The organism is Acetobacter sp. DmW_125128, assembly GCF_008704325.1.
Taxonomy (GTDB): Bacteria; Pseudomonadota; Alphaproteobacteria; order Acetobacterales; family Acetobacteraceae; genus Acetobacter; species Acetobacter oryzifermentans.
On record NZ_VHOP01000003.1, the window covers coordinates 67,604 to 93,745 of the forward strand.

Sequence of the window (26,142 nt, forward strand, 5' to 3'; positions counted from 1 at the left end):
ATAATGGTGAAGGTCATTGTTGACGGTACACCGGTAGATGTGCCCGCAGGTTTTAGCGTTTTGCAGGCCTGCGAGGCAGCCGGAAAAGAAATACCGCGTTTTTGTTATCATGAACGGCTCTCTGTTGCCGGTAACTGCCGGATGTGTCTGGTAGAAGTGGCGCGTGCGCCTAAACCTGTTGCATCTTGCGGTTTTCCTATTTCTGAAGGAATGCAGATTTTTACAGATACAGAGGTTGTGCGCCGCGCACGCCGCGCTGTTATGGAATTTCTGCTAATTAACCATCCGCTGGATTGCCCTATTTGCGATCAGGGCGGAGAATGTGATCTACAAGATCAGGCTTATGGTTACGGATCTGGTATTTCGCGCTATCAGGAAGATAAGCGGGCCGTAACAGATAAAGACCTTGGGCCATTGGTTAAAACGGTTATGACGCGCTGCATCCAGTGCACGCGTTGTGTCCGCTTTAGTACAGAAGTAGCAGGCACGCCTGAACTGGGTATGGTCTCACGCGGTGAAAACGCTGAAATCACCACATATGTGCAAAAAGCGCTGACATCTGAACTTTCTGGGAATTTAATAGATGTTTGCCCGGTAGGGGCTCTTACAGCCAAGCCATCGGCTTTTCATGCGCGTTCGTGGGAATACAAAAAAACAGACAGCATTGATGTTATGGATGCACTGGGCACGAATATCCAAATTCAGGCCCGAGGCGGTGAAGTCATGCGCATTGTGCCGCGCGTAAATGATGAAGTAAACGAAGAATGGCTTTCTGATAAAGGACGTTTTTCAATTGATGGTCTCAAGCGTCGGCGGCTGGATCAGCCTTGGGTGCGTGTGCATGGCAAGTTACATCCCGCCACATGGCAGGAGGCATTTGTTTCTCTAGCTCGCAGGCTGGAGGGCGTGCCGGGTGAAAAAATCGGTGCCATTGCGGGTGACCTGTGCGATGTGGAAAGCCTTTGTGCCCTTAAGGATTTTTTGAATAATATTGGTTCATCAAACTTGGACTGTCGGCAGGATGGTGCATGGTATGATTTGAGCGCGCGCGCAAATTACCTGTTCAACAGCGATATTGCCGGAATAGATGAGGCAGATGCCTTGCTGTTGGTGGGAGTGGAACCACGGCGAGAAGCTCCTGTTTTAAATGCTCGTATTCGTAAGCGGTATTTGGATGCAGGGCGAGGTGGCTTTCCTATCGCCAGTATAGGTCAGTTTGTTTCTGATCCCACCTATCAGGTTGATATTCTGGCTGATGGCCCAGATGTTCTGGATAAGCTGGTGGCAGGAGAGCTGGCTTTTGCAGAAGTTTTGCAAAAAGCATCCCGCCCCATGATCATTCTTGGGCACGGTGCTTTAACCCGTCAGGATGCACCGGCTATTTATGCTGCTTGTAAACAATTGGCAGAAAAAACTGGTGTTGTTGCAGATGGATGGAATGGTTTTAACGTTCTGCACACCGTAGCATCCCGCGTGGGAGCATTGGATATCGGGTTTGTGCCCGGCCCTCATGGATGTGCCACCGCCAGCATGTTGCGGGGTGGAGTAGAAGTTCTGTGGCTGATGGGGGCGGACGAGATTCCTGTAGATCGTATCTCGCCAGAAACGTTTGTTGTGTATCAAGGGCATCATGGTGATGCAGCTGCTAAACGGGCGGATATTATTCTACCTGGGGCAGCTTATACGGAAAAATCTGGCACATACGTTAATACTGCGGGGCGTGTGCAACGTGCTTTTCGGGCTGTGTTCGCTCCGGGAGATGCGCGAGAAGATTGGCGTATTATCAGAGCTTTTTCAGAAGTGTGCGGGCATACTTTGCCATATAATACGGTGGAAGAACTGCGTGCACGCATGGCAGACGTAAACCCTGTGTTTGCACATGTTGGGCATATCACAAAACTGCCTGCACCTCAGCCAATAGCCGCACAACAGAATAAGGATGAGGACAGAAGCTTTATGTCCGCGCCTTTCAGGTCTGTGATCCCAGATTATTATCAGACCAACGCCATCAGCCGTGCCAGCCCGACTATGGCGGAATGTTCAAAAGTTTATAGCGTGCCTCGCGCGATAGCAGCGGAGTAAGGCCAATGGGACAGTTTTTTTATCACACCCTTGCTGGCCAGATTATTCTGATGTTGCTGGAAACACTGGCTGTTCTGGTGCCGCTATTGATTGCTGTTGCGTATCTTACGCTCATGGAACGCAAGGTAATGGCCGCCATGCAGCGCCGCCGCGGGCCGAATGTAAATGGTCCGTTTGGCCTGCTTCAGGCTTTTGCTGATGCCATCAAGATGATTGTAAAGGAAACGATTATTCCTGCAGGTGCAAACCGCGCTTTGTTCCTGTTCGCACCGTTTCTTACCTTTTCTTTGGCCATGGTGGCATGGGCTGTTATTCCCACAGGTAATGGTTTAGCGGTTGCCAATATCAATGTGGGTATTCTCTACCTTCTGGCTATTTCCTCATTGGGTGTTTACGGCATTCTTATTGCTGGCTGGGCGTCTAATTCCAAATACGCTTTTCTTGGTGGATTACGTTCTGCCGCGCAAATGGTTTCATACGAAGTTTCAATTGGCTTGGTAATTGTTTCCGTATTGCTGGCAGTGGGTAGCCTAAACCTGAACGATATTGTTCTGGCGCAACGGCATGTCTGGTTCTGCTTGCCAATGTTTCCAATGTTTATTGTCTTTTTTATATCGGCATTGGCAGAAACAAACCGCGCACCGTTTGATCTTCCCGAAGGGGAAAGCGAGTTGGTGGCAGGGTTTTTTGTTGAATATTCATCCCTCGCGTTTGGTCTGTTCTTTCTGGGTGAATACGCAAATATGATCCTTATGTCCTCTATGGTCAGTATTCTGTTTTTAGGGGGTTGGCTGCCACCATTGGGTATTGCGCCCCTTACATGGGTGCCGGGGCCTTTATGGCTGATTTTTAAAATTCTTTTCTGTCTGTTCGTCTTTATCTGGGTGCGTGCCACGTTCCCACGGTATCGGTACGATCAGCTTATGCGGCTAGGCTGGAAAGTATTCCTGCCACTTTCTCTTCTGTGGATGATTGGAACGGCAGGTTTTCTTATGGCAACAGGTCTGCTGCCTCATATGGGAGGTGTGAACTGATGGGTGCTTTAGGTAACACGCTGCGCTCTTTTCTACTGAAGGAGCTGGTGGGGGGCATGTCATCCACTTTCCGTATGATGTTCCGCCCAAAGGTGACATTAAACTATCCTTATGAAAAAGGGCCACTGTCACCCAGATTTAGGGGAGAGCATGCATTGCGCCGTTATCCTAATGGGGAAGAACGCTGCATTGCCTGTAAACTTTGTGAAGCGACATGCCCGGCAGAGGCTATTACCATTGAGGCGGAAGAGCGTGATGATGGATCTCGTCGCACTACACGCTACGACATTGACATGACAAAGTGCATCTATTGCGGCCTGTGCGAAGAAGCCTGCCCGGTAGATGCCATTGTTGAAGGCCCGAACTACGAATTTGCCACCGAAACGCGCGAAGAGCTGATGTACGACAAAAACAAGCTTTTAGCGAATGGAGACAGGTGGGAAGCGCTGCTTGCGCGGCGTCTGGAATTAGATGCCCCGTATCGCTAAGCAGATGCAGGCCATGACATGGCAGGAGGTTGGCCAATGATGGCACAGCTTGTTTTCTACGTTTTTGCAACGGTGCTGCTGTTTTCGGCTGTAATGGTCATTAGCGCACGTAACCCGGTGCATTCCGTGCTTTTTCTTATCCTTGCATTTTTTAATGCAGCGGGTTTGTTCCTGGTGGCAGGGGCCGAGTTTTTGGCCATGCTGCTGGTTATTGTTTATGTGGGAGCAGTGGCTGTTCTGTTCCTGTTTGTTGTGATGATGCTGGATATAGATTTCAGCAGTCTGCGCGAAGGTTTTCAAAAACATGCCCCTTTAGGCGTGTGCGTAGGGGGTGTTTTGTTTGCTGAACTGCTTATGGCTTTCAGCAACTGGAAGATGGCGCCAGCTAATATTGTGGCTCCCCTTAATCCAGCCCCTCAGCTTACCAATACGGAAGCTTTGGGAACTGTGATTTACACACACTATGTTTTTCTATTTCAAGCATGTGGGCTTGTGCTGCTTGTTGCCATGATAGGCGCTATTGTTCTTACGCTGCGTGAACGTGCCACAGGCCGTCGCCAGAATATAGATAAGCAACACGCACGCACAGTTGAAGAAACGCTGGAGCTTGTACAACTGCCACTTGGCGAAAACGTGTTTGAAAGCGGTGGTTTCCTGCGGCCCAAAGGCTCCTATTACGAAACAGCGGTTCCCGGTTCTTATAATTCCGGAAATCAGGCTGTGGCGGAAACAGAGGAGAACAGGCCATGACATCCGCAATCGCTCCCATAGGTATTGGGCCTTATCTTTTTGTTAGCGCGGCACTGTTGGTGTTGGGTGTGTTTGGTATTTTTCTAAACCGCAAGAATGTCATCATCCTGCTGATGTCCATGGAACTCATCCTGCTTTCGGCCAATCTCAATCTTGTTGCGTTTTCCTCCGCACATGGAGATTTGTCCGGGCAGGTTATGGTTCTGTTTGTGCTTACAATTGCCGCAGCAGAAGCTGCCATCGGTCTGGCCATTGTCACGGTGTATTTCCGTAACCGTGGGTCTATCCAGGTCGAAGACGTGACGATGATGAAGGGATGATTGGCTATGCAGCCCGATCTTAACCTCTTTTCCGCCGCTGTTCTTACACCCCTTGTGGGGGCTACTGTGGCCGGGCTTGGTGGCCGCTTTATAGGCGATACGCTGGCCAAAGGCGTAACCCTTGTATGTATGGGCATTGCAACACTTTGCGCCATCGGGGCTTTATGGGGTGGTTGGCTGGCTGGTTTTGGCCATTCCACACTGCATCTGGCGCAATGGGTTCATGCCGGTGGGTTTGATGCAACATGGACGCTCAGGTTTGATGCACTATCTGTCACCATGGTGGCGATGGTGCTTGCGGTTTCCTTGCTGGTGCATTGTTATAGCCTTGGCTACATGAGCCATGAAAGCATGCCCACATATAGGTTTTTTTCTTATCTTTCCCTTTTTACCTTTGCCATGCTTATGCTGGTTTCTTCCAATGATCTGATCCAGCTTTTTTTCGGATGGGAAGGGGTCGGGCTCGCCAGTTATCTGTTGATTGGGTACTGGTATGATCGCCCATCTGCAACAGCCGCAGCTATCAAGGCGTTTGTTGTTAACCGCGTGGCGGATCTGTTTTTCCTTGTCGGTATTGGGCTGATTTATGTGCTGTTCCACACCGTGCAGTATGATGCCATTTTTGCGCAGGTTCCGCAGCTTTTAAACACACCATACATGCTGTTTGGTATTTCCTTCCGTATGTTGGAGGTTATCTGCCTGTTACTGTTTGTGGGGGCTATGGGTAAATCGGCTCAGCTGTTCCTACACACATGGTTGCCAGATGCGATGGAAGGGCCAACGCCTGTATCGGCTCTCATCCATGCAGCTACAATGGTTACGGCCGGTGTGTTTCTTATGGCGCGTATGTCTCCGCTGTTGGAGTTTGCACCTGCAACACGCACATTTATTATTCTTATTGGCGCAACCACCTGCTTTTTTGCCGCAACGGTGGGTATGGTGCAGCCTGATATCAAACGCACCATTGCGTATTCCACCTGTTCGCAGCTTGGATATATGTTTGCCGCTGTAGGTGTGGGTGCGTATCAGGCTTCGGTTTTTCATCTGACAACACATGCCTTTTTTAAAGCGCTTCTATTTCTGGGGGCCGGTTCCGTTATCCATGCCATGCATGATGAACAGAACATGTTTAAAATGGGCGGCTTATGGAAAAAGCTGCCACTCACCTACACTGTGATGTGGATAGGCAGCCTAGCACTTGCTGGTGTGTTTCCATTTGCTGGCTATTGGTCCAAGGATGCCATTCTAAATGCGCTGTGGGCCACTGGTTCCTCTGCCAGCATGTATGCGTGGAGCTTAGGAACAATCACCGCGTTTCTTACAGCGTTTTATAGCTGGCGGCTTATTTTTCTGGTGTTTCATGGTCAGGCGGCAGATGCCCATGCGCGGGATGCGGCGCATGAAAGCCCAGCGGTTATGAGCGTACCTTTGGTGCTGTTAGCTTTTGGTGCTGTTGTGGCGGGTATTCTGTTGGCCCCCTTTTACATTGGAGCGCATCAGTTCAGCTTCTGGGAAGGGGCTATTTTCAACGCGCCAGACAACACAATTATGGAAAATCTGGAGCGCGTACCGGGTCTTATTGCTATTCTGCCCTCTTTGGCAGGTTTGGCTGGTATTGCGTTAGCTGTGCTGTGTTATGTGCTCAATCCTGCTTTGCCAACTCATATGGCGCGGGCTTGTGGGCCACTTTACCGGTTTTTGCTGAACAAATGGTATTTTGATGAATTGTATGATGCCATTTTTGTGCGCCCTTATGCAGCAATCGCACGTGTCCTCTGGAAAGATGGGGAAGAAGGCGTGGTGGAAGCTGCGCCGCATGATGTGGTGCAGGCTGCTCGTACAAGCGCAGCCCAAGCTGTAAAGCTGCAAACCGGATCTATTGCCATTTACGCGTTTACGGTGCTGGCCGGCTTGGTTGTGCTGCTCACCGTGGCGCTATGTGGCTGAGGGAGACGCGAACATGATGCGTGAAACGGTTTTTCCCTTTTCTTTCTCCTCCCAGCTATGGGGTGTCGTGCAATGAGTATGACCAGCTTTAACTGGACAATAGCCGTGCCAGAAATTGTGCTTGCGCTGTCTGGTATTGTCATTCTGGTAGCCGGTGTGTTGCAGCGGAAAGGGGAGGGGTTTTTCTCTTCCGCCATGTTGAGCATTGCAGCGTTTGCTGTATGCGGATTTCTGGTGCTGCTTTCACCCACAGGGGAAGGGTATGCAGGTACCTTTGTGAATGATGGCTTTGCCCGTTTCATGAAGATGCTGATACTTGCTGGCGCGCTGACTGCTGTGGTGCTGACATTCAGTTACCGCACGCGGGATAAAATTACCCTACCGTTTGAAACCCCTGTGCTGATGCTGTTTTCAACATTGGGCGCGATGATCATGGCATCTTCCGCCAATTTGATGACACTGTTTGTAGGGTTGGAACTCTCATCTCTGTCCATTTACATTTTGTGCGCGATGGAACGGGATAGCGTGCTTTCATCAGAGGCGGGGCTGAAATACTTTGTGCTTGGGTCTTTGGCTTCTGGTTTGCTGCTCTATGGCATTTCGCTTGTATATGGTTACGCAGGCACTATGGAATATACAGGGTTGGTGGCGGCCATTCGGGCTTCCGGCGCTCTGCCAATGGGGCTGATTGTTGGTATTGTCTTTATTGTTACGGGGCTGTGCTTCAAGCTGTCTGCCGTGCCGTTTCATATGTGGACGCCAGATGTCTATCAGGGTGCACCCACTCCGGTAACAGCCTATATGGCAGGCGCTCCAAAGTTTGCGGCTTTTGCATTGTTCTTGCGCGTTATGGCCGGGCCTTTTGGTACGGTCGCTCCGCGTTGGCAGATGTTGATAGAAACCGTTTCTGTGCTGTCCATGGTGTACGGGGCTTTTGCCGCTATTCCTCAAGGTAATATCAAGCGCCTGATGGCATATTCCTCTATTGGTCATATGGGATACGCCATGATGGGGCTAGCGGCTGCATCTCTTGCAGGCATACAGGCCACGCTTATTTATCTGGCTGCTTATTTTGTTATGAATGCAGGTGTGTTTGCCTGCATTACGGCAATGCGCCGGAAAGGGCGTGAGGTTGTCAGCATTTCCGATCTGGCAGGCCTTGGGCGCACAGATCCGGCAATGGCTGCTGTTCTGGCACTGTTTATGTTCAGCATGGTTGGCGCGCCCCCTTTGGCTGGTTTTTTTGGTAAATTTCTGGTTTTTGCTGCGGCTTGGCAGTCTGGCCTTTACGTACTGGTTGTAATTGGCGCACTCTCCAGCATAGTTGGTGCGTATTATTATCTACGGATTGTGAAGGTGATGTATTTTGATAGCCCAGCAGAAGAGCTGGATCGTCCTGCCCCCAGCCTGTTGTTTGTTTCTGGCAGCATGGGTTTGGCAACAGCCTTGTTTGTTGCGGGTATGGGCCCTCTGATGGCATGGGCGCATCAGGCCGCACTTGCTTTGGGCGGATGAAAGATCAGCCTAGCCCGTGGCGGCTTGAATGCTTTGCAGAACTGGGCTCCACCTCTGATTTCTGTCTGGAACAGGCGCGGCAAGGGGCAGATTCTGGCCTTGCGGTTTTAGCCTATAGGCAAACCCAAGGCCGAGGCAGCCGCGGTCGCCAATGGGTAGATGCTGGGCAAAGTCTTGCTTTATCCGTTTTGCTGGATGCGCAACAGGCAGGGCAGGATATGCTAGGGGGGTGGCCGTTTGCCGCCTCTTTGGCGTTTTATGATGGGTTGCTGCACGCCGTGCCTGCTGTGGCAGGGCATCTCATGATAAAATGGCCGAATGATCTGTTGTTGGATGGCCAGAAAGCAGGCGGTATCCTGATAGAGCGGGAAAGCGCGCGCCTTGTTATAGGTTTTGGGGCAAATCTCACGCAGGCGCCATCTCAACAGCAAACGGGCCGTTTTACAGCTTGCCTTGGCCAGTATGGCGCAGTGCCACCGGCAAAAGATGTTGCCCAGTGTATCCTTTCTAGCTTGGCGAATTGGTGCGCTATTTGGCGGCAAAATGGCTTTGGCGCATTGCGGCAGGCATGGCTTGATCGCGCACATCCTGTAGGGACGCCTCTTGTCGTTAGCAGCCGAACTACTTATGAACAGGGAAAATTTGCAGGTTTGGCTGAGGACGGCCGCCTATTGCTGGACACGGAAGCCGGTATGAAAACGATCACGACAGGAGATATCCTGCTGGAAGAAGGGGTATAAAAGGTGCTGCTTGTTATTGATGCAGGTAACACCAATGTCGTGTTTGCGGTGCATGATGGTGAAAGATGGCGTGGTGTGTGGCGCATTACCATGCAGGCCCAACGTACATCGGATGAATATGCGGTTTGGCTGAATGCGCTGTTGCGTACCCAAGGCATTGTAGCGGATGATATTGATGGTGCCGTTATTGGCACCGTTGTGCCCGCTGCGTTGTATCATTTGCGTACATTATGTCGGCAGTGGTTTGCTGTTGAGCCGCTTCTTGCATCTGCCCGGCTGGATTGGGGGTTTGCCATAAAGGTGGATAACCCGGATGAGGTTGGGGTGGATCGGCTGTTGAATGGTCTGGCTGCACACCATATGTATGGTGGACCACTTACGGTTATAGATTTTGGAACGGCCACAACGTTTGACGTTGTGGATAAGGATGGAAGCTACTGCGGCGGTGTTATTGCTCCTGGCATCAATTTGTCGGTTGAAGCGTTACATCAGGCAGCAGCGCGGTTGCCCCGCATAGGAATAGGGCGGCCAGTAGGGGATTCTGCCATTGGGCGCAACACGGTTACCGCCATGCGGTCTGGCGTGTTTTGGGGTTATGTTGGTTTGATTGAGGGGATTGTTGAGAGGATCAGAAAGGAGGTTGGCCCCATGAAGGTGCTGGCAACCGGTGGTCTGGCTCCACTCTTCTCAGAAGGTACGTCTGTTTTTGAACATGTAGATTCAATGCTCACCCTAAATGGGTTGCGTTTGCTGGCGGGGCGAAACCCCTTGCCAAAACTGACAGTGGACCGAGATTATGTTGCAGAAGGGTAAAACACGGAAATGACAGAACAGAACGGCGATCTGGCCTTTCTGCCTTTGGGCGGAACGGGTGAGATTGGCATGAACCTCAACCTTTATCGGTTGGGAGACGCGTGGCTGGCGATAGATTGCGGTATTGGTTTTAGTGGCAACGATACGCCAGAAGCCGAAATTCTGGTGCCAGATCCAAGCTTTATTGTAGAGCGTAAGGATAAGCTGGCTGGCTTGGTGATTACCCATGCGCATGAAGACCATATTGGCGCTGTGGCGCATGTGTGGCCCATGTTGCAGTGCCCAGTGTATCTTACACCGTTTGCTGCTGCTGTTCTGCGCCGCAAGCTGGCCGAAGCCCGCATTATGGATGTGCCCATTCATGTTATCCAGCCCGGTGCGCGGTTTGATGTGGGGCCGTTTGATATTGAATTTGTGCCGGTAACGCATTCTGTGCCAGAGGCGCAGTCCATGGTGCTGCGTACGCCCTCCGGTATTGTGGTGCATACAGGGGACTGGAAGTTTGATCCTGACCCGCTGGTAGGCCCCGCAACTGATCTGGATAGGCTGGCAGAAATTGGCCGTGAAGGTGTTCTGGCGCTGGTGTGTGATAGCACCAATGTAATGAAGTCGGGGCCTTCCCGCTCAGAATCCGAAGTACGCCAGAGCATGACGGAACTGGTGGCAAGCCTTAAAGGGCGTATTGCCGTTACGTGCTTTGCTTCTAATGTGGCGCGTGTTGAAACCATTGCCATGGCGGCGCAGGCTGCTGGGCGTACAGTGGTTTTGGTTGGGCGTTCCCTGCGCAATCTGGATACAGCTGCGCGGGATTGCGGCTATCTGTCTGGCGTTCTGCCGTTCCTGACAGAACAGGATGTGAATGATGTGCCAGATGATCAGATTCTGCTGATCATTACAGGTAGCCAAGGTGAGCCACGTTCTGCTCTTTCTCGTATTGCCATGGATACCCACCCCAATATTGCTTTGGGCGAAGGGGATACGGTTATTTATTCCAGCCGTATGATTCCGGGTAACGAGCGTGCGATTATGGCGGTACAGGATAACCTTTCACGCCGTGGCGTGCGGGTGATTACAGACCGTGAGCATTTTGTGCACGTATCTGGCCATGCAACGGGCGGCGATGTGCAAAAAATGTACGAACTGCTCAAGCCGCAACATGTTGTGCCAGTTCATGGTGAATGGCGCCATCTGACAGCGCAGGCTGCATTGGCGCAGGAAATGGGTATTGCTCCTGTTCTGCTGGAAGATGGTGATATTCTGCGGCTTTCTCCGGGTAAGCTGGAAGTGGTGGATACAGCTCCTACAGGCCGTTTGGCGCTGGATGGTAACCGTCTGCTACCCATGAACGGAGGGGTGCTGGCTGCCCGCCGCAAGATGCTGTTCAACGGCATGGTCATCGGCAGCTTTGCAGTGGATGAAGAAGGCTTTGTGATTGGTGAGCCCAAGGTGAGCGCACCGGGCCTGCTTGATCCAGATGATCTGGAAAGCGTGCGTGTGCGTGAAGAGTTCGCCAACGCGCTGGATATTATTCCGGATGAACTGCGCGGGGATGATGTTTCCTTCCGTGAGGCCGCTAAAACGGCCCTGCGGCGCGCATTGGGGCGCAAGTTGCAAAAACGTCCGCTGGTGGATGTACACGTGCTGCGTGTCTGATACCCGGCAGAAGGTGGGGTAGAGAAAATGCCGGAGTATCAGGCTTTTCTTTATCCCCTCACTGTTTTACAGCAGATATGAATTGGTTACACCAAAGCGGCTTTCGTTCAGGAAAAGTCGCTTTTTTTACAAGGCTGAATGCACCATGCGTCTTTCGCGCAGCTTTCTTCCCACTCTTAAAGAAAATCCGGCAGAAGCCCAGATTGTCTCGCACCGGCTTATGCTGCGGGCAGGGCTTATCCGCCAGACGGCATCTGGCATTTATGCGTGGCTGCCAGCAGGGCTGAAAGTGTTGCGCAATATCAGCCAGATCGTGCGGGAAGAGCAGGATCGGGTAGGAGCGCAGGAAGTGCTGATGCCAACCTTACAATCAGCCGATTTGTGGAAACGTTCTGGCCGGTATGATGCCTATGGCCCGGAAATGCTGCGTATTCAGGATCGCCACAAGCGTGAACTGCTTTACGGGCCGACCAATGAGGAAATGATTACGGATCTGTTTGGCCAGACTGTAAAGTCCTATAAGGATCTGCCGCAGGTTCTGTATCATATCCAGTGGAAATTTCGTGATGAAATGCGCCCCCGCTTTGGGGTGATGCGTGGCCGTGAGTTTCTGATGAAAGATGCGTACAGCTTTGATCTGGACTACGAATCTGCCGTTGCAACCTACCGCCGTATGTTGCTGGCTTACTTGCGCACGTTCCAGCGTTTGGGGGTGCGGGCTGTGCCAATGCGGGCCGATACCGGGCCGATTGGTGGGGAACTGAGCCATGAGTTCCTTATTCTGGCCCCCACGGGGGAAAGTGGTGTGTTTTACGATGCCGCGCTGGAAGAGCAGGATTGGCTTGATGAGCCAGTGGATACCCACAGCCCCATCGCGCTGGAAGCCTTTTTCAACCGTGTGACAACGCCTTACGCGGCAACGGATGAAATGCACGATGAGGCCGGATGGCAGGCTGTGCCAGCAGAACGCCAGCGCGAAGGCCGCGGCGTAGAAGTTGGGCATATCTTCTATTTTGGCGATAAATACACGCGCTCTATGGACGTAAGCGTGAGTGGCCCAGATGGAAACCAGCTTTACCCAGAAATGGGGTCTTACGGCATTGGGGTTTCCCGCCTTGCCGGTGCCATTATTGAAGCCTGCCATGATGATAACGGCATTATCTGGCCGGATGCAGTTGCTCCTTTCCGTGCCGTTATTCTGAACCTGAAAAACGGTGACGAACTGTGTGATGCCATTTGTGAGCGCATCTACAGCACGAATGAAGAAGCCTTTCTGTATGATGATCGTGCAGAACGTGCTGGGGTAAAGTTTGCAGATGCAGACCTTATGGGCCATCCGTGGCAGATTGTTGTTGGCCCGCGTGGCGCTAAGGAAGGCAAAGTAGAACTCAAGCGCCGTGCTACTGGTGAACGCCATGAAGTGAGCGTGGATGACGCGCTGGCTCTGGTTCTGGCAGGCTGATCAGCATGTTCGGACCCTTTGAGCGGGCGGTGGCAGGCCGTTACCTCCGTGCGCGGCGAGGGGAACGGTTTGTATCAGTTATTGCCATTTTCTCGTTGGTTGGCATTGCCCTTGGTGTGGCAACGCTGATTATTGTTATGGCCGTAATGAACGGTTTTCAGGCCGACCTTATGGGGCGTATTCTGGGCCTGAATGGGGATCTGACCATTTATGGGCAGGGCCGCACAATCTCCCAGTATGAAGATGTCACGCATAAGGTTCGGTCTGTTCCGGGTGTGGTAAGCGCCATACCTTTGGTGGAAGGGCAGGTACTGCTGAGTGCCGGTGCCTATAATTCTGGCGGCATGGTGCATGGTCTGACACCTCAGGGATTGCGAGATCTCAAAGCCGTGAGTTCTTCCATTATTGCGGGTTCTCTGGACGATTTTGGCCCGGATGATTCCATCGTGGTGGGCGTTACAATGGCGGAACGGGCAGGGCTGGGCATTGGCTCAGGCCTTACCCTTGTTTCACCAGATGGCGCTGCCACAGCATTTGGCACGGTGCCGAGAGTGCGCAGGTACCGCGTGGTGGCAATTTTTGATGCCGGGGTGAACGACTATAACTCCAGCGTTGTGTTTCTGCCCATGCATGCGGCGCAAATTTACTTTCAGATGCCTAACAAGGCTACGCAAATTCAGGTCATGACCAAGGATGCAGAGCATGTTCGCCCTGTTACACTTGCTATTGAAAATGCGGTGGGAGATACAGGCTTGCGCGTGCTGGATTGGACGAACGCCAACAATGCTCTGTTTGGGGCCGTGCAGGTGGAACAGAATGTGATGTTCCTCATCCTCACACTTATTATCCTTGTGGCGGCCTTTAATGTTATTTCCTCCCTCATCATGATGGTGAAGGATAAAACAGCCGATATTGCCGTGCTGCGTACCATAGGGGCCAGCCGTGGCGCCATTATGCGCATTTTTTTAATGTGCGGCGCTTTTGTGGGGGTAACGGGTACTGTGGCAGGCACCGCACTTGGCGTTGTGTTCTGCATGAATATTGAACGTATCCGCCAGCTTCTGCAAAAACTCACCGGCACGAACTTGTTCAACCCAGAAGTTTATTATCTCGAGCACCTGCCAGCAAAGCTGGTGTGGGGGCAGGTGGTAGAAGTTATTGTTATGGCGCTGGGGCTTTCCCTGCTGGCAACGCTTTATCCTTCTTGGCGCGCAGCCAAAACAGACCCGGTGGAGGCTTTGCGGCATGAATAATCAGCCAGTTTTAAACCTGCAACACGTTCGCAAAGCTTATCAAAGTGGTGATGAGGGTATTCTGCCAGTTTTGCAGGATATCAATTTTTCTTTGCATGCCGGTGAAATTGTTGGACTGGTTGCGCCATCAGGCACGGGTAAATCCACTCTGTTGCATCTAGCTGGTTTGTTAGATACGCCAGATGCTGGCGAAATTGTTATTGCGGGTCAGATTACCACCGGCATGGCAGATGCCGGACGCACGGCTATGCGCCGAGACCGGATTGGTTTTGTCTATCAGTTCCATCATCTTCTGGGTGAGTTTACTGCTAAGGAAAATGTGGTTCTGCCGCAGATGATTGCTGGTGTAAGCAAGGCACAGGCACGCCGTAAAGCGGAAGAGCTTTTAAGCATGTTTGGCTTGGCGCATCGTGTAAATCATCTACCGGGCAAACTTTCTGGGGGTGAACAGCAGCGCGTTGCTATTGCACGCGCTTTGGCAAATGACCCCGCACTTTTGTTGGCGGATGAACCCACCGGCAATCTGGATGTGCATACGGCAGACAGCGTATTTTCTCAGTTGCTTGATGTTGTGCGCCAGAAGGGCCTAGCGGTTTTGGTGGCAACCCATAATCGTGAATTGCTCCCGCGTATGGATAGGGTTGTAACCATGCAGGAAGGCAGGCTGATCCCTGCCGATTTTAACGGCGATCCATTGCCTGCCTCTGCGGGCTGATTTTAAGACTTTAGAGCAGTTTCTACAGCATGCCTGACACGCCTGGATGTGGGTGGGGTCAGGCAACTAAACCACGCAACCGGCATGCCTTGGCGGTTTGTGAGATACTTAAAAAAGTTCCACCGTGGCCGTGCCAGAAAACCAAGCTCACTATCAAGCCATTTAAAGAGCGGAATAGCATCTGGCCCTTTTACAGGGCTACGTGCCGCCATAGGGAAGGTAACCCCATAGTTGATTTGGCAGAAGGAAGAAATCTCTTCCGAAGTGCCGGGCTCCTGCTGGCCAAAATCATTGCTCGGCACGCCAACAACAACCAAACCAGCTTTTTGGAACTGTGTCCATAAAGCCTGCAAACCCTCGTATTGTGGGGTAAATCCGCATTTAGATGCGGTATTTACCACCAAAACAGGCTGCCCCCGATAAGCGCTTAGATCAAGGGTGCTTCCATTTAGGGCGGGAAGTTTAAAATCATATATACAGGTCAATTTCGTGCCCTTTTGCTGCTATGGTGCAGGAAAGGCTTTATCTGTAGCGCAGGAAGGAAAAGGGAGCGAGATTTTGGTGCATTTATTTGCGGTATAATGCGCATATGAAGAAGTGGAAGCCTGGCGCCCGTTTTCGGGTTCTTGTTTTTCAGGCTTCCACTATGTCTTCTGCGCGGCAAGATCAGTTCTGATTTTTGTTGTTCATTATATTGAACTTGATCCCGTATTTGGAATAATGAAGAGATCGGACCTCTCTGTCAACAAGGAAAATAAGAAAAAGTATGTCCAAATCACAGGACACGGTTCCCGCATTGCGGCGGGCCGTTCGTATTCTTGATATGGTGAAGGCTTCTATCAGGCCGCCCTTGGCCGCAGATGTGGCGCGCCAGCTAGATTTGCCACGTAGCACAGTGCATGGCCTGCTGGCTGTTATGGTGGAGCTAGGGCTACTGGAGAAAAACGCATCTCAGGGCTACAGGCTGGGAACACGCCTGCTGGACTGGGCTGGAGATGTAACGGAAAAGCGGGATCTGGTAACGGAATTCTACCATGTATTGGAGAATCGTGCCGATCTGGATGCGTTTACAGTCACGCTGACTATGCTGGAAGGGGCGGAGGTTGTGTATGTGGCTTGCCGTAATAGCGCTACAGTGCTGGGGGCATCTTTTAGGGTAGGTATGCGCTTGCCTGCCATATTTACGGCCACAGGTAATGCCATGCTGGCCGGTATGGATGATACCTCTTTCAGAGAATGGCTGGCCCTTAATCCTGTTTCCACGTGGTCAGAACCACTTACACCTAATGGCATTTGCTCTGTAACGACATTGGTGCGTGAAATCGCAGAAATTCGTGACAGAGGATACGCCGTGGATGATGAGCAGGTGCATGAAGGGCTGTGGTGCTTTGCAGCATCTGTCAGAGATCATTCCGGGCAAGCTGTAGCCGGTATTGGCATCAGTCTGCCTCAAACAGAATTGAGCCGTTTCACGGTTGCACAATTGGGCAATATGGCTGCGGGGTTGGCGCAGGCTGTTTCTATCCGTCTGGGTTATCGTGGGGAACGGCAGGATTTTTCCTGATGATTCCATAAGGTACTTTCTAATGTCTTTTTTGCATCTGTTATTTAAGCGACGCGTTGCCAAAGCCAGTGCTTTAGGTTTGTTGCTTGTGGGTGGAGGGATAGCAGCAACACCATTTGCTGGTGCGGTTTCTACACCGCAAACAGTGGTGCGCTATTTTGTGTATGCGCACGGCCTGCATGTTATGACCATTAACAGTGCTTATCGTCTGAGCGGTAACCAGTACAGTGTAGCTGCCCAAAGTAAGACGGGTGGGTTGCTCCAGCTTTTCATGAAAACCAATATCAACATCCGCGCGCAGGGGCATTTTTACAATAGCGGCATGCCTGAACCAGAAAGCTATGAGAGTGCTGGCTGGTCTCGCGGTAAAAATCGGCATCTTTCCATTGCCTATAAGCAGGATATGCCAGATGTGCAGGCAATGGAGCCTGTAGAAACCGATCGCGAACAGATTTTGCCAGATGAGCGCAAAGGTGCAGTGGATAATGTTGCCATTCTTATGGCGCTTTTGCACAAGGTGCAGGAAGGGCAAGGCTGCGGTAACGGCGCGGTTAAGGTGTTTGATGGTGTGCGCTTAAGCACGTTGCAGGTGCAAACAGAGGGCGTTCAGCCTTTGCCAGATGGCGCATCAAAAGATTGGGGAGAAGATGGTTTACGCTGTAGTTTTGTAGCACAGCAGATCAAGGGCTTTAAAATCTCTAGTGCAGACCGCAAAGCCAGAAAGCCTCAACAGGGGCGCGTCTGGTTTGAGAACATTCCCCAGATTGGCATGGTGGCTACAAGAGTAGAGGTGGATAGCCCAAAAATGGGGCACATTATGGTGGAACTGGAAGGGAAACCTCAGCAACAGCCATAAAAGGCAAGAAGCCCGAATAAAAAGCCCCTATCCGTGCAGATAGGGGCTTTTTATGTATTTATTCCACGGTGACAGATTTTGCCAGATTACGTGGTTGATCTACATCCGTGCCTTTCAGCACAGCAACTTCATAAGCCAACATTTGCACCGGAATGGTTTGCAGAATGGGGGCTACGAAATCATGCACGTGGGGCAGAACCACCATCTGTTCTGCAATGGCAGATACACGTTCAGCACCTTTGGTATCCGTAAACACCAGTAGGCGGCCACCACGTGCTTTGGCTTCTTGCAGGTTGGAAAGTGTTTTTTCAAACAACGCGTTTGATGGCACTGTGGCGACAATTGGCACTGTGCGATCAATAAGGGAAATTGGCCCGTGCTTCATTTCACCAGCTGCATAAGCTTCTGCGTGAATGTAGGAAATTTCCTTCAGCTTGAGCGCACCTTCCATGGCAACGGGGAACATGCTGCCACGGCCCAGATACAGAACATCACGTGCTTCCACCACAAGCTGGGCCATGGCACGAATAGCGTCTGTTTGGTTGAACACTTCTGCTGCGCGGCTGGGGAGGTCTAACAGGGCGCTTACCAGATGTTCTTCTGCCAGCGTATCCAGCTTGCCGCGTGCACGGGCAGTGGCAATGGTCAGGCACGCTAATACGGTTAACTGAGCGGTAAAAGCCTTAGTGGATGCCACAGAAATTTCCGGGCCAGCCACGGTGCCCAGCACAACATCGCTTTCCCGCGCCATGGTGCTGTGTTCAACATTCAGCACGGAAACAATGTGAATCGCTTTTTCACGTAGGCTACGCAAGGCCGCCAGTGTATCTGCTGTTTCCCCAGATTGAGAAATCAACAGCCCCAAGGACCCTTCCGTTAGTGGCGGGTTGCGGTAACGCATCTCGCTGGCAACATCTATATCCACCGGCAAGCGGGCAATTTCTTCCAGCCAGTAGCGGCCAATCATCCCCGCAAAAAAGGCAGACCCACAAGCGGTAATAACTGCGCGTGGCACTTTTGCCAGATCAAAAGGCAGTTCAGGTAAAAGAACGCGACGAGAAGCCGGATCCACCATGCGCTGCAAGGTCTGGCCGATTACCAACGGATGTTCGTGCAGCTCTTTTTCCATGTAGTGGCGGTAACCATCTTTGCCGATGGAACCAGCCGCTAGAGCAGTAAGCTGGATAGTGCGCTCAACAGGCACACCATCAAAGTTCATGAACTCTGCACCCTTCGGGGTGATAACCACGCAATCCCCATCTTCCATATAGGCGATGCGACGGGTCAGCGGGGCCAGAGCCAGTGAATCAGAGCCCAGAAACATTTCATCTTCGCCAAAACCCACAGCCAGAGGGGCGCTGTGGCACGCGCCAATCATCAGCCCTTCGTGGCCAGCAAAAATTATGGCAACGGCGTATGCGCCTTCTAGGCGGCGCAGTGCATGCAGGGCGGCTTCTTTGGGTTCTAACCCCTGTTGCAGATGGTAATCTACCAGCAGGGCGATGGTTTCGCTGTCGGTTTCTGTTTCAAAAACCTGCCCAGCGGCTTCCAGCTCATGGCGCAGGGTTTCAAAGTTTTCGATAATGCCATTATGCACAATGGCCACGCGCTCGGTACCATGGGGGTGGGCATTGCAAGCTGTAGGGGCACCATGTGTGGCCCAGCGGGTATGCCCAATGCCGGTGGTGCCGGGCAAAGGTTCCTTTTTTAGCAATGCAGCAAGGTTATCCAGCTTACCTGCCGCACGGCGGCGTTCAACACGCCCATCTACTAAAGTGGCAATACCTGCAGAATCATAGCCCCGATATTCCAACCGGCGCAGGCCTTCAAAAACAATAGGGGTGGCATGCCTTCGGCCAACAACGCCGCAGATCCCACACATCAGCCGTTTTCCTTTTTTGCTTGCAGGCGCTCTTTAAAAAGTCTGCCCATTTCTGCTTTATTCACTTGCTGTGCCCGGCCAAAAGCCAGAGCTTCATCTGGCACATTTTTTGTAATGACACTGCCAGCGGCCACCAGCGCGTTGTCTCCAATAGTAACGGGTGCCACAAGAATGGAATCCGAGCCGATAAAGGCTTTCTCTCCAATCGTGGTGGTGTGTTTGAACACGCCATCATAGTTGCAGGTAATAGTGCCTGCGCCAATATTGGTGTGGCTGCCGATTTCGGCATTACCCAGATAGGTAAGATGATTGGCTTTGGAACCTTCGCCCAGTGTTGTGGCTTTGAGTTCAACAAAGTTGCCAACCCGTGCAGAAGCGCCAATGGTGGAGCCTTCCCGAATACGCGCATAAGGGCCAACAATCGCATTGGCCTGCACTTCGCACCCTTCAAGATGGCTAAAGGCGCGAATAACAGCACCACTTTGCACAGTTACGCCAGGGCCAAAGAACACGTTAGGTTCTATTAACACATCAGCTTCAATCTGCGTATCAGCACTTAGAAACACAGTTTCTGGCGCAACTAACGTTACACCATTTTCCATGGCTTTATTGCGTAGGCGTGTTTGCAGGGCAGCTTCTGCCTGAGCCAGTTCTGCACGAGAGTTTACGCCACGCAGTTCATCTTCTGCAGCTTCTACCGCGCGTACCTGGACGCTATCGGCTACAGCCAGATCTACTACGTCTGTCAGATAATATTCGCCCTTGGCATTATCATTGCGCACGTTATGAAGCCAGCGGCGGAAATCTACGGCATCTGCGCACAATACGCCGGCATTGCATAGGTCAATCGCGCGTTCTTCTGGCGTGGCGTCTGCCCATTCTACAATACGTTCCACATTGCCATTTTGGGCAACAACGCGGCCATATCGTGCAGGATCAGCCGGGCGCATGGCTAACAATGCCAAGCCCACATCTGGCTTGCGGCGCTCTTCCAACAAACGATTGAGCGTTTCAGCCGAAATCAGCGGGTTATCTGCATACAGCACAGCCACATCGCCATCACCAAACCAGGCTTCGGCCTGCAAGGCCGCGTGGGCAGTGCCCAAGCGTTCTTGTTGCACAACCACTGGATAGGGAGCCGCCAACTCGGCAACCTCTTCCATGTCTGGGCCGATTACAATAACCAGCCTGTCAAAAACCTCCGCTGCATTGGCAAGTAGATGTGCCAGCATTGGTCGGCCACCAAGAGATTGCATGGCTTTAGGGCGAGAGGACTTCATGCGGGTGCCCAGTCCGGCGGCCAGAAGAACCGCCGTGGCAGGACGTGGTGCGGAAATAGACGTCATAACAGCATGCGGTAAGCCAAGCTCCGGCATGTGTCAAACGTCTCCCCATCGGAAAACAAACATGCCAATATCATAAAAGTTTTCAGATATTTACTCGGCAAGGAAAAACCGCATGTTCACACCTCGTCTTGCTGTTTTTGATATGGACGGCACGTTGCTTGATTCCGTACCGGATCTGGCGGCGTGCAGCCGGGAATTACTGGAAATATGCCATCTTCCACCCCTGACAGATGCAGAGGTGCGTACCATGATAGGCAATGGCGTGCCCACCTTGGTGCAACGCGTTCTGGATGCAGGACATAAAAAGCTGAAGGCCATAACGTCGCAGCCATATGTTTTACCGTTTACGAAGGCCGAAGCTGTGCAGAAGTTTATGGAGCTTTACACGCCACGGGCTACACGGCTTTCACGTCTATTTCCCGGCACACAGCAGGCATTGGAGCAGTTGAAAAGTGCCGGGTGGTTGCTGGCTGTATGTACCAACAAGCCGGAGGTGGCTGCCCAGCGTATTTTAGACAATTTTGGCCTAACGTCACTTTTTGCAGCAATAGGCGGAGGTGACAGTTTTGCCGCCCATAAACCAGATCCGGCCCATTTACTGGGCACAATCAAACAGGCTGGCGGAGAGGTTTCGCGTAGTGTGATGATTGGGGATATGCCGCCAGATTGTGGGGCCGCGACTGGCGCTGGCGTAAGGTTTGTGTTTGCCGCGTGGGGCTATGGTTCCAGCGCATTGGCAGCGCAGGCAGATGCTCAAGCGGGCAGCATGATGGATATTCCATCGGTACTGCCTGCGTTACTGCCCGCTTAAGTGTGAAAAGAAATTATTTTCCGGGTGTTTTTGTAACGGAACACGTTGGAAGAGTAGAGGCAAGCTCTTCCGCCAGCACAACATCGGCAGGTTTATCTACATCTACAGCAGCGCGGCCATCAGAAAGTGGAACAAGTTCTGCTTTTGCACTGGTGAGATGATAGATGCGCCGGTAAAGCGCGCGCCGTGTCAGCTTGCCACAGAGGGCGCGCAGCAGAATGCTCAGCCCTAAAATCCAAGCAATCCGTAAAGGATGCTTGCGGTTTTTTTCTACATGCTGCCACAGGTCTGCCACGCGAGCAGAAACAGATGTGCGGAATAAAAACAGGTTACAGCCAGAAAAAGACAGATCAGCAAGCCGAATATAAGTACGCTGCGTGTTGGGTACATCCCGCTTTACGGTTGTTTCTGTTGCAACAGCAACGGCAAGGTCAGCTTGCGTATGGCTCTCGCTAAGCAGTTCTTGCACCCAGCTTGGCTGGAGTAGGGCATTATCTGCCGTGGTTACCAGCAAAGGCGTGCCATAGCGCGCAAGGCCAGCCAATACGCTGGCACTTGGCCCTTCAGGCCGTGCCGGAATAACATCTATTCCTGCGGGTAAGATAGACGCAATAATCTGTGGGTTTTCAATGCAAACAGCAATGCGGGTGATTTGAGGCACCTGCTGCAGCGCATCAATTACCCTCAAGAGCATAGGCACCCCACCAATAGGCAGGAGTGCTTTGTGAGAAACGCCCCCGGCCAATGCAACCGGGTCTGGCTTACCGGGGCGAGAGCCTGCCAGAATAAAAGCTGTTATGCTTTGAGAGGAAGCGGTCATGCCGCTTTCCTGTTCTCCGCAGGGCGTGCACCATCGGGGCGATCACGCGGGGGAGCGCCCGTCAACTCCATGACCCACGGATACTGTTGGGCTTCCTTAACATCGTAACCCAGATTAAAAACCGTGGGGCTGCGGGGGCGGGCTTTGGCATCTAGATAATATGAGCCAAACATCCGATCCACCACAAAGCTGGTAATGCCGAAGTTGCCATCCTCATCATGGAAGTGGTGCAGCACATGGCGTGCTTTCATGCGCTGGATCCAACTTGCGCGTGGCTTATAGTTAAGATGCTGGATGCAGTGGAAGAATTCGTAAATGCAGGTAATGGCAACGCCTGTGCCAAATGCCGTGGCTGCAGCGCCAATCCCGCCAATAAGGTACCCAATAGGAATGGTGACAGCCCCAATGGTCGGCAGTGTTGTAGCAGGTGCGCCAAACAGAACATCCAGCAGATGCGGGTCCTGATGATGGTCAAAATGGATGCGCTTCCACAGAGCGGCCGTCCACTTCATTTTATACAGGATACGCCCATGTAGCACGTAGCGGTGCAGTAGGTACCATACCACTGGATACACAACAACAACGGCGACCATAGAAACCAGCGTTGGCCACCAACCTGCAAAAAAGTACGCAGCCAGCGCAGCAGAAGCAATAACCAGCGCAAAATAGAGCAGGATGGTTGGGTAGGTAAGATATGCCACCCAAAGCTGCCTGAGGTTCATTTTCCCCAGATCAAAGCTGCGTCCGGTTTTAAGCGACGAGTTATTTAGCGTTCCGCTCATCGTGTTTCATTCCTCAGGAGCACAGTAATGGCTCCCAGTGTGAAAATAATCAGTGCGGGTATGGTAGCAATTGCTGGCGGTAGCAAGCCCGCATTCCCCATTGCGCGTAGCATACCCTGCACAATAATAAACAACAGCCCGCAGCCCAAGCACCATACTGGTACCCAACTGCGCGTTCCTGTCCGTGGAGGGATATAGATTGTGGGCAGCGCAATCAACAAAAGAACAAGTAAGGAGGCCGGACGCAAGAAGCGTTCAAGCAGCCCAGCTTCCAGAAAACCGGGGCTGGTATGGGATGGTAGGCGCCCTTGTAGCATGCCCAGAATGGTGGTGGAAGAAAGCGGCGGATTTTCGGCAGACAGGCGGATAAACTCCCACGGGTGCAGGCTTGTGTCCCAACTCATGTTCTGAACAGAAGGCAGGCGCGTGGTTTTTTCGCCTTCCACGGTAATGCTATCAACATTGTGCAGCAGCCAGCCGCGCGTATGTGTGTAATCAGCAGATTTGGCGTGGAGAATCTGTTGTAACCGTCCGTTGGTATCACGGATATAGATATCCACCTTGGCCAGCATATTGCCGCCATCCGATGTATAGCCAATATGGGCAATACGGTTGCCATCATGAAACCAGAAGGCGTGCCCATTTTCTGGATGTGGGTCTGTACGGTTCCACCATGCGGCCAATGCCTGCTCAGACCGGGGCGTAACCTGATCATCCAGCACAACGCCTGCAAAGCCGATTACCAGAGTGGCGGGGATAAGGTATTTATACAGGCCAAAAGTAGAAAGGCCACAAGCTCGCAGGATGGCAATTTCGCTGGCCAATGTCATTTGGGTGAGCATCAGCAGCGCGCCAATCAACACACTTAATGGAAGTGCGCCTGCCAGCAGAAATGGTGCACGCATGGCCGCAAAGCTGAGAATGCCCTGTACGCCTAAGTGCCGTTGTAAAATGGGAGTGGTTTGTTCAAGCAGGGCCAGAATTTCAAGAAGCCCGACGAGAACGGCACCACAAAAAATCACGCGCGTAAGCAACGCCATGGAAAGATAGCGGAGAAGAACGTGGCGGGGCATGCTTGAAGATTGGCTCATGGCAAGGCTTTTTGGGCAGATGAGCGGGAACGCCAGACTTTTAACACCTGAAAGGTGCCTGATTTATAAAGTAGCAGCAACGTACAGCCTACAATAAAGACCAACGAAGGCCCCCAGATCAGCAGGAGCGATGCCTTTTTTGTAGCCACCATGCTGTGGCCAAACTGGATGATGTGGTCAAACCCAACCATAATAATAAAGGCCAGAGGCAGACCGGCATTGTTGCGTTGGCGCTTGCGCATAAGAGCCAGAGAGGCCGCTAACAGGGGAATAAAAGGCACAGTAAGGCTGCGCGCCATACGAAAATGCACTTCAGAACGCATATGAGGGCGGGAAATGGAAGGGTCATGCCGAATGAGGCGGCCAACCAGTTCTGGGGATGTCAGCTCTCGTTCATCCTCGCCGCGCGTGCGGAAAGGAGAGACGTGCGAGGCATGCGTAAGGTAGCGCGTAGAATGATCAAATGTGACCAGACTGGGCACGCCATCCCCTTTATCCGTGACAATCACGCCATGGGTAAGATCAATCTCAACAGTTTCACCATCCAAACCGATGCGGATATGCCCGTTGCGCGCCGTAATATCGCGTTCCTGCTGCTCAGAAAGATCGCGGATAAAAACATTTTCCAGATCAGAGCCGCTTTGGGAGACCTTATCCGCAACAATGGTCAGTTGAGATGAAGGGCTGGCAAACATGCGAGGCTGCAAACGCGGTGCCCAGCCTGTGTGGCTGGCAATGTAAAAGGTTGAACGGAAATCATACCGTGCATGAGGCTGGATAAAGCCATAAAGCAGAAAGGAAAGAATACCCAAGATAACGCCCAGTTGGATATAGGGGCGCGTAATCCGCAGTAGTGAAAGGCCACTGCTGTTGATGGCATCAATTTCTTCATTCTGGCTCATGCGGCGGATCACGGTAAACACCGCTACGCAAAGTGCGGCCGGAATAGCCAAGCCAAGGTAATGGGGCAGCAAGGCTGCCAGCAGACCAATAAATATGCCAATATGGTTGTTGCCCGCTGCCAGCAGATTGAACAGCACCAAAAGGCGTTCAAGTATCAGGGCAATCATCACAACAGACAGCGCCACCAAAAAAGGCGGCATAACCTGAGCAATCAGGTAGCGGTCTAATGTGCCGGGGCGAAGCAAAGCTACAATCCGGCGCAGGAAAGGCACATTGAGCATGCGGGTTGTCATAGCGAGGTTGCGGGCAAAAGGCGATGCGCACTGCACACACGCCTCATTTGGCTATCTTGCAAGCTTCCATCTGGCATTAAGCTGCGGTGCTGAATGGTGATTTGCCAGATATCGGGCTGTTTGTGCACGGAAATAGCATTCCACCCCGCACTTTTTTCCGGTTCATCCGCAATGTGGGACGCAGAGGTGCTGCTGACAGCCAGAATATCTGTGCCCGGAAGAGTGGTGATTTGCGCACGATGAGAATGCCCGTAAAGCACAAGTTCAGCACCTTCTGCACGCAATACGTCTTGAAACGCTAGGAAATCATCCAGCCCTTTGCGGCGGCTGACAATGCCTTGCGCCGGAGGGTGATGGAGTAGCACAATCCGGCATAATCCCATAACGCGGGTGCGGCGCAACAGATCCGCCAAAAGCACAAGCTGGGTTTGCCCGGCCTTGCCAGACGCCAAAAAGGGTAAGGTGGGAACGGCCGTGTTGACCCCAATAAGGGCAATATGATTTTTTACCAGCAATGAAGGGGCTGCCGGTTCAGACTGCGTGCTACTATGTAGCCATTCGGCCCAGAGAGCCTGTTTGGTAGCGCTATTCTCTTTTATCAGCGCATCATGATTGCCGGGAATAAGCAGTGTAGGGGGCAAATCTTGCTGTAAAAGCCACTGCCGTGCGTGCTGAAATTCTTTGAGCAAACCCAGATTGGTCAGATCCCCCGTTAGGGCAACCATATCTGGGTGAAAGTGGCGGATATCCCGCATGATTGACTGCAAAGCCGGTAATTTATGCAGGTGCCTGCGCCGCAGTTGCCAAGACAACAAACTGAGGATGCGCTTGAAGCGGATTTCCTTAAAAGAAGGCAAGCCGACAAGTGGCAGATGTGGGTCAGACAGATGGGCGATATGAACGCAGGACAAGAAAAACACATCTCCGGTGACGGTGTATGGCCCCACGGCATGTGACAAGAGCCATAACAGCCTTTATACCATCGCCCGTAGCCGGGGCAAAAGGCGCTGGCGTTTTTGTTT

24 protein-coding genes are annotated in these 26,142 nt (G+C 52.1%); 16 read left to right on the forward strand and 8 right to left on the reverse strand.

The features are described 5' to 3' along the window. Positions 1-3: 3 nt before the first annotated feature. The 13 genes from nuoG (at position 4) to FKW19_RS01440 (ending at position 14,772) form a co-directional block, all read left to right on the forward strand. Positions 4-2,082, forward strand: a complete 2,079-nt coding sequence (gene nuoG / locus FKW19_RS01380; RefSeq protein ID WP_089179223.1) for an NADH-quinone oxidoreductase subunit NuoG — start codon at positions 4-6, stop codon at positions 2,080-2,082. A 5-nt stretch (positions 2,083-2,087) separates the two neighbouring features. Then, entirely contained in the window at positions 2,088-3,116 is a 1,029-nt protein-coding gene (gene nuoH / locus FKW19_RS01385; RefSeq protein WP_006116565.1) for an NADH-quinone oxidoreductase subunit NuoH, read from the forward strand. After that, positions 3,116-3,604 carry an NADH-quinone oxidoreductase subunit NuoI gene (nuoI, locus tag FKW19_RS01390; RefSeq protein ID WP_006116566.1) on the forward strand — a complete coding sequence of 163 codons (489 nt, stop codon included), beginning with the start codon at positions 3,116-3,118 and terminating at the stop codon, positions 3,602-3,604. Before nuoH ends, nuoI begins: the two co-directional genes overlap by 1 nt. Before the next feature lie 18 nt (positions 3,605-3,622). Further along, a complete protein-coding gene (locus FKW19_RS01395) occupies positions 3,623-4,354 on the forward strand; it encodes an NADH-quinone oxidoreductase subunit J (RefSeq protein ID WP_089179222.1) in 732 nt (243 codons plus the stop codon). Continuing rightward, positions 4,351-4,674, forward strand: a complete 324-nt coding sequence (nuoK, locus tag FKW19_RS01400) for an NADH-quinone oxidoreductase subunit NuoK (RefSeq protein ID WP_006116568.1) — start codon at positions 4,351-4,353, stop codon at positions 4,672-4,674. Before FKW19_RS01395 ends, nuoK begins: the two co-directional genes overlap by 4 nt. Positions 4,675-4,680: 6 nt before the next feature. Beyond that, the gene (gene nuoL / locus FKW19_RS01405; RefSeq protein WP_089179221.1) at positions 4,681-6,621 is read left to right on the forward strand and encodes an NADH-quinone oxidoreductase subunit L; all 1,941 of its coding nucleotides are present in this window, start codon (positions 4,681-4,683) and stop codon (positions 6,619-6,621) included. 72 nt (positions 6,622-6,693) lie between these two features. Beyond that, positions 6,694-8,136: an NADH-quinone oxidoreductase subunit NuoN gene (nuoN, locus tag FKW19_RS01410; RefSeq protein ID WP_050793140.1), complete on the forward strand. Its 1,443-nt coding sequence runs from the start codon at positions 6,694-6,696 to the stop codon at positions 8,134-8,136. Beyond that, positions 8,133-8,876 (forward strand): biotin--[acetyl-CoA-carboxylase] ligase, encoded by a 744-nt coding sequence (locus tag FKW19_RS01415; protein ID WP_089179220.1) that lies wholly within the window; start codon positions 8,133-8,135, stop codon positions 8,874-8,876. Before nuoN ends, FKW19_RS01415 begins: the two co-directional genes overlap by 4 nt. Positions 8,877-8,879: 3 nt before the next feature. Then, positions 8,880-9,689, forward strand: coding sequence for a type III pantothenate kinase (locus FKW19_RS01420; protein WP_003625287.1), 810 nt, complete (start codon positions 8,880-8,882; stop codon positions 9,687-9,689). Between the two features lie 9 nt (positions 9,690-9,698). Further along, positions 9,699-11,342, forward strand: a complete 1,644-nt coding sequence (locus tag FKW19_RS01425) for a ribonuclease J (protein WP_089179219.1) — start codon at positions 9,699-9,701, stop codon at positions 11,340-11,342. A 145-nt stretch (positions 11,343-11,487) separates the two neighbouring features. Further along, complete coding sequence (gene proS, locus FKW19_RS01430; protein WP_089179218.1) at positions 11,488-12,804, forward strand: proline--tRNA ligase; 1,317 nt, start codon at positions 11,488-11,490, stop codon at positions 12,802-12,804. A gap of 5 nt (positions 12,805-12,809) precedes the next feature. After that, positions 12,810-14,057 (forward strand): lipoprotein-releasing ABC transporter permease subunit, encoded by a 1,248-nt coding sequence (locus FKW19_RS01435; RefSeq protein ID WP_089179217.1) that lies wholly within the window; start codon positions 12,810-12,812, stop codon positions 14,055-14,057. After that, positions 14,050-14,772 carry an ABC transporter ATP-binding protein gene (locus tag FKW19_RS01440; protein WP_089179216.1) on the forward strand — a complete coding sequence of 241 codons (723 nt, stop codon included), beginning with the start codon at positions 14,050-14,052 and terminating at the stop codon, positions 14,770-14,772. Before FKW19_RS01435 ends, FKW19_RS01440 begins: the two co-directional genes overlap by 8 nt. A 2-nt stretch (positions 14,773-14,774) precedes the next feature. Here FKW19_RS01440 and FKW19_RS01445 read toward each other — a convergent pair whose 3' ends face one another. Then, positions 14,775-15,257: a glutathione peroxidase gene (locus FKW19_RS01445; protein WP_035352664.1), complete on the reverse strand. Its 483-nt coding sequence runs from the start codon at positions 15,255-15,257 to the stop codon at positions 14,775-14,777. A gap of 281 nt (positions 15,258-15,538) precedes the next feature. Between FKW19_RS01445 and FKW19_RS01450 the strand changes: the two genes are divergently transcribed. After that, positions 15,539-16,336 (forward strand): IclR family transcriptional regulator, encoded by a 798-nt coding sequence (locus tag FKW19_RS01450; RefSeq protein WP_006116576.1) that lies wholly within the window; start codon positions 15,539-15,541, stop codon positions 16,334-16,336. A gap of 22 nt (positions 16,337-16,358) precedes the next feature. Further along, positions 16,359-17,192 (forward strand): DUF3108 domain-containing protein, encoded by an 834-nt coding sequence (locus FKW19_RS01455; protein ID WP_089179215.1) that lies wholly within the window; start codon positions 16,359-16,361, stop codon positions 17,190-17,192. 58 nt (positions 17,193-17,250) lie between these two features. On the opposite strand, the gene glmS is transcribed toward FKW19_RS01455, so the two are convergent. Together glmS and glmU are read right to left on the reverse strand one after the other, a co-directional pair. Further along, positions 17,251-19,074, reverse strand: coding sequence for a glutamine--fructose-6-phosphate transaminase (isomerizing) (glmS, locus tag FKW19_RS01460; protein ID WP_089179214.1), 1,824 nt, complete (start codon positions 19,072-19,074; stop codon positions 17,251-17,253). Further along, positions 19,074-20,450 (reverse strand): bifunctional UDP-N-acetylglucosamine diphosphorylase/glucosamine-1-phosphate N-acetyltransferase GlmU, encoded by a 1,377-nt coding sequence (gene glmU / locus FKW19_RS01465; RefSeq protein WP_089179213.1) that lies wholly within the window; start codon positions 20,448-20,450, stop codon positions 19,074-19,076. The genes glmS and glmU overlap by 1 nt, the downstream gene beginning before the upstream one ends. 82 nt (positions 20,451-20,532) lie before the next feature. On the opposite strand from glmU, the gene FKW19_RS01470 reads away from it, so the two are divergent. Continuing rightward, positions 20,533-21,231 carry an HAD hydrolase-like protein gene (locus FKW19_RS01470; protein ID WP_089179212.1) on the forward strand — a complete coding sequence of 233 codons (699 nt, stop codon included), beginning with the start codon at positions 20,533-20,535 and terminating at the stop codon, positions 21,229-21,231. 13 nt (positions 21,232-21,244) lie between these two features. On the opposite strand, the gene FKW19_RS01475 is transcribed toward FKW19_RS01470, so the two are convergent. From FKW19_RS01475 to FKW19_RS01495, 5 genes are read right to left on the reverse strand one after another with little or no spacing between them, the layout of a single operon-like run. Next, entirely contained in the window at positions 21,245-22,051 is an 807-nt protein-coding gene (locus tag FKW19_RS01475) for a nucleotidyltransferase family protein (protein WP_089179211.1), read from the reverse strand. After that, positions 22,048-22,833 (reverse strand): sterol desaturase family protein, encoded by a 786-nt coding sequence (locus FKW19_RS01480; RefSeq protein WP_089179210.1) that lies wholly within the window; start codon positions 22,831-22,833, stop codon positions 22,048-22,050. The genes FKW19_RS01475 and FKW19_RS01480 overlap by 4 nt, the downstream gene beginning before the upstream one ends. Then, positions 22,830-23,924 carry an LptF/LptG family permease gene (locus tag FKW19_RS01485; RefSeq protein WP_035352670.1) on the reverse strand — a complete coding sequence of 365 codons (1,095 nt, stop codon included), beginning with the start codon at positions 23,922-23,924 and terminating at the stop codon, positions 22,830-22,832. Before FKW19_RS01485 ends, FKW19_RS01480 begins: the two co-directional genes overlap by 4 nt. Next, complete coding sequence (locus FKW19_RS01490; RefSeq protein ID WP_035352673.1) at positions 23,921-25,120, reverse strand: LptF/LptG family permease; 1,200 nt, start codon at positions 25,118-25,120, stop codon at positions 23,921-23,923. The genes FKW19_RS01485 and FKW19_RS01490 overlap by 4 nt, the downstream gene beginning before the upstream one ends. After that, on the reverse strand, positions 25,117-26,067 hold the full coding sequence (locus FKW19_RS01495; RefSeq protein WP_193561095.1) for a metallophosphoesterase: 951 nt from the start codon (positions 26,065-26,067) through the stop codon (positions 25,117-25,119). The genes FKW19_RS01490 and FKW19_RS01495 overlap by 4 nt, the downstream gene beginning before the upstream one ends. Positions 26,068-26,142 lie beyond the last annotated feature (75 nt).

Excerpts from the sequence above, each read along its gene's own strand:
- nuoG (WP_089179223.1), top strand. The coding sequence starts at position 4 with ATGGTGAAGGTCATTGTTGACGGTACACCGGTAGATGTGCCCGCAGGT.
- nuoH (WP_006116565.1), top strand. The coding sequence starts at position 2,088 with ATGGGACAGTTTTTTTATCACACCCTTGCTGGCCAGATTATTCTGATG.
- nuoI (WP_006116566.1), top strand. The coding sequence starts at position 3,116 with ATGGGTGCTTTAGGTAACACGCTGCGCTCTTTTCTACTGAAGGAGCTG.
- FKW19_RS01395 (WP_089179222.1), top strand. The coding sequence starts at position 3,623 with ATGGCAGGAGGTTGGCCAATGATGGCACAGCTTGTTTTCTACGTTTTT.
- nuoK (WP_006116568.1), top strand. The coding sequence starts at position 4,351 with ATGACATCCGCAATCGCTCCCATAGGTATTGGGCCTTATCTTTTTGTT.
- nuoL (WP_089179221.1), top strand. The coding sequence starts at position 4,681 with ATGCAGCCCGATCTTAACCTCTTTTCCGCCGCTGTTCTTACACCCCTT.
- nuoN (WP_050793140.1), top strand. The coding sequence starts at position 6,694 with ATGAGTATGACCAGCTTTAACTGGACAATAGCCGTGCCAGAAATTGTG.
- FKW19_RS01415 (WP_089179220.1), top strand. The coding sequence starts at position 8,133 with ATGAAAGATCAGCCTAGCCCGTGGCGGCTTGAATGCTTTGCAGAACTG.
- FKW19_RS01425 (WP_089179219.1), top strand. The coding sequence starts at position 9,699 with ATGACAGAACAGAACGGCGATCTGGCCTTTCTGCCTTTGGGCGGAACG.
- proS (WP_089179218.1), top strand. The coding sequence starts at position 11,488 with ATGCGTCTTTCGCGCAGCTTTCTTCCCACTCTTAAAGAAAATCCGGCA.
- FKW19_RS01435 (WP_089179217.1), top strand. The coding sequence starts at position 12,810 with ATGTTCGGACCCTTTGAGCGGGCGGTGGCAGGCCGTTACCTCCGTGCG.
- FKW19_RS01440 (WP_089179216.1), top strand. The coding sequence starts at position 14,050 with ATGAATAATCAGCCAGTTTTAAACCTGCAACACGTTCGCAAAGCTTAT.
- FKW19_RS01450 (WP_006116576.1), top strand. The coding sequence starts at position 15,539 with ATGTCCAAATCACAGGACACGGTTCCCGCATTGCGGCGGGCCGTTCGT.
- FKW19_RS01455 (WP_089179215.1), top strand. The coding sequence starts at position 16,359 with ATGTCTTTTTTGCATCTGTTATTTAAGCGACGCGTTGCCAAAGCCAGT.
- glmS (WP_089179214.1), bottom strand. The coding sequence starts at position 19,074 with ATGTGTGGGATCTGCGGCGTTGTTGGCCGAAGGCATGCCACCCCTATT.
- glmU (WP_089179213.1), bottom strand. The coding sequence starts at position 20,450 with ATGCCGGAGCTTGGCTTACCGCATGCTGTTATGACGTCTATTTCCGCA.
- FKW19_RS01470 (WP_089179212.1), top strand. The coding sequence starts at position 20,533 with ATGTTCACACCTCGTCTTGCTGTTTTTGATATGGACGGCACGTTGCTT.
- FKW19_RS01475 (WP_089179211.1), bottom strand. The coding sequence starts at position 22,051 with ATGACCGCTTCCTCTCAAAGCATAACAGCTTTTATTCTGGCAGGCTCT.
- FKW19_RS01480 (WP_089179210.1), bottom strand. The coding sequence starts at position 22,833 with ATGAGCGGAACGCTAAATAACTCGTCGCTTAAAACCGGACGCAGCTTT.
- FKW19_RS01485 (WP_035352670.1), bottom strand. The coding sequence starts at position 23,924 with ATGAGCCAATCTTCAAGCATGCCCCGCCACGTTCTTCTCCGCTATCTT.
- FKW19_RS01490 (WP_035352673.1), bottom strand. The coding sequence starts at position 25,120 with ATGACAACCCGCATGCTCAATGTGCCTTTCCTGCGCCGGATTGTAGCT.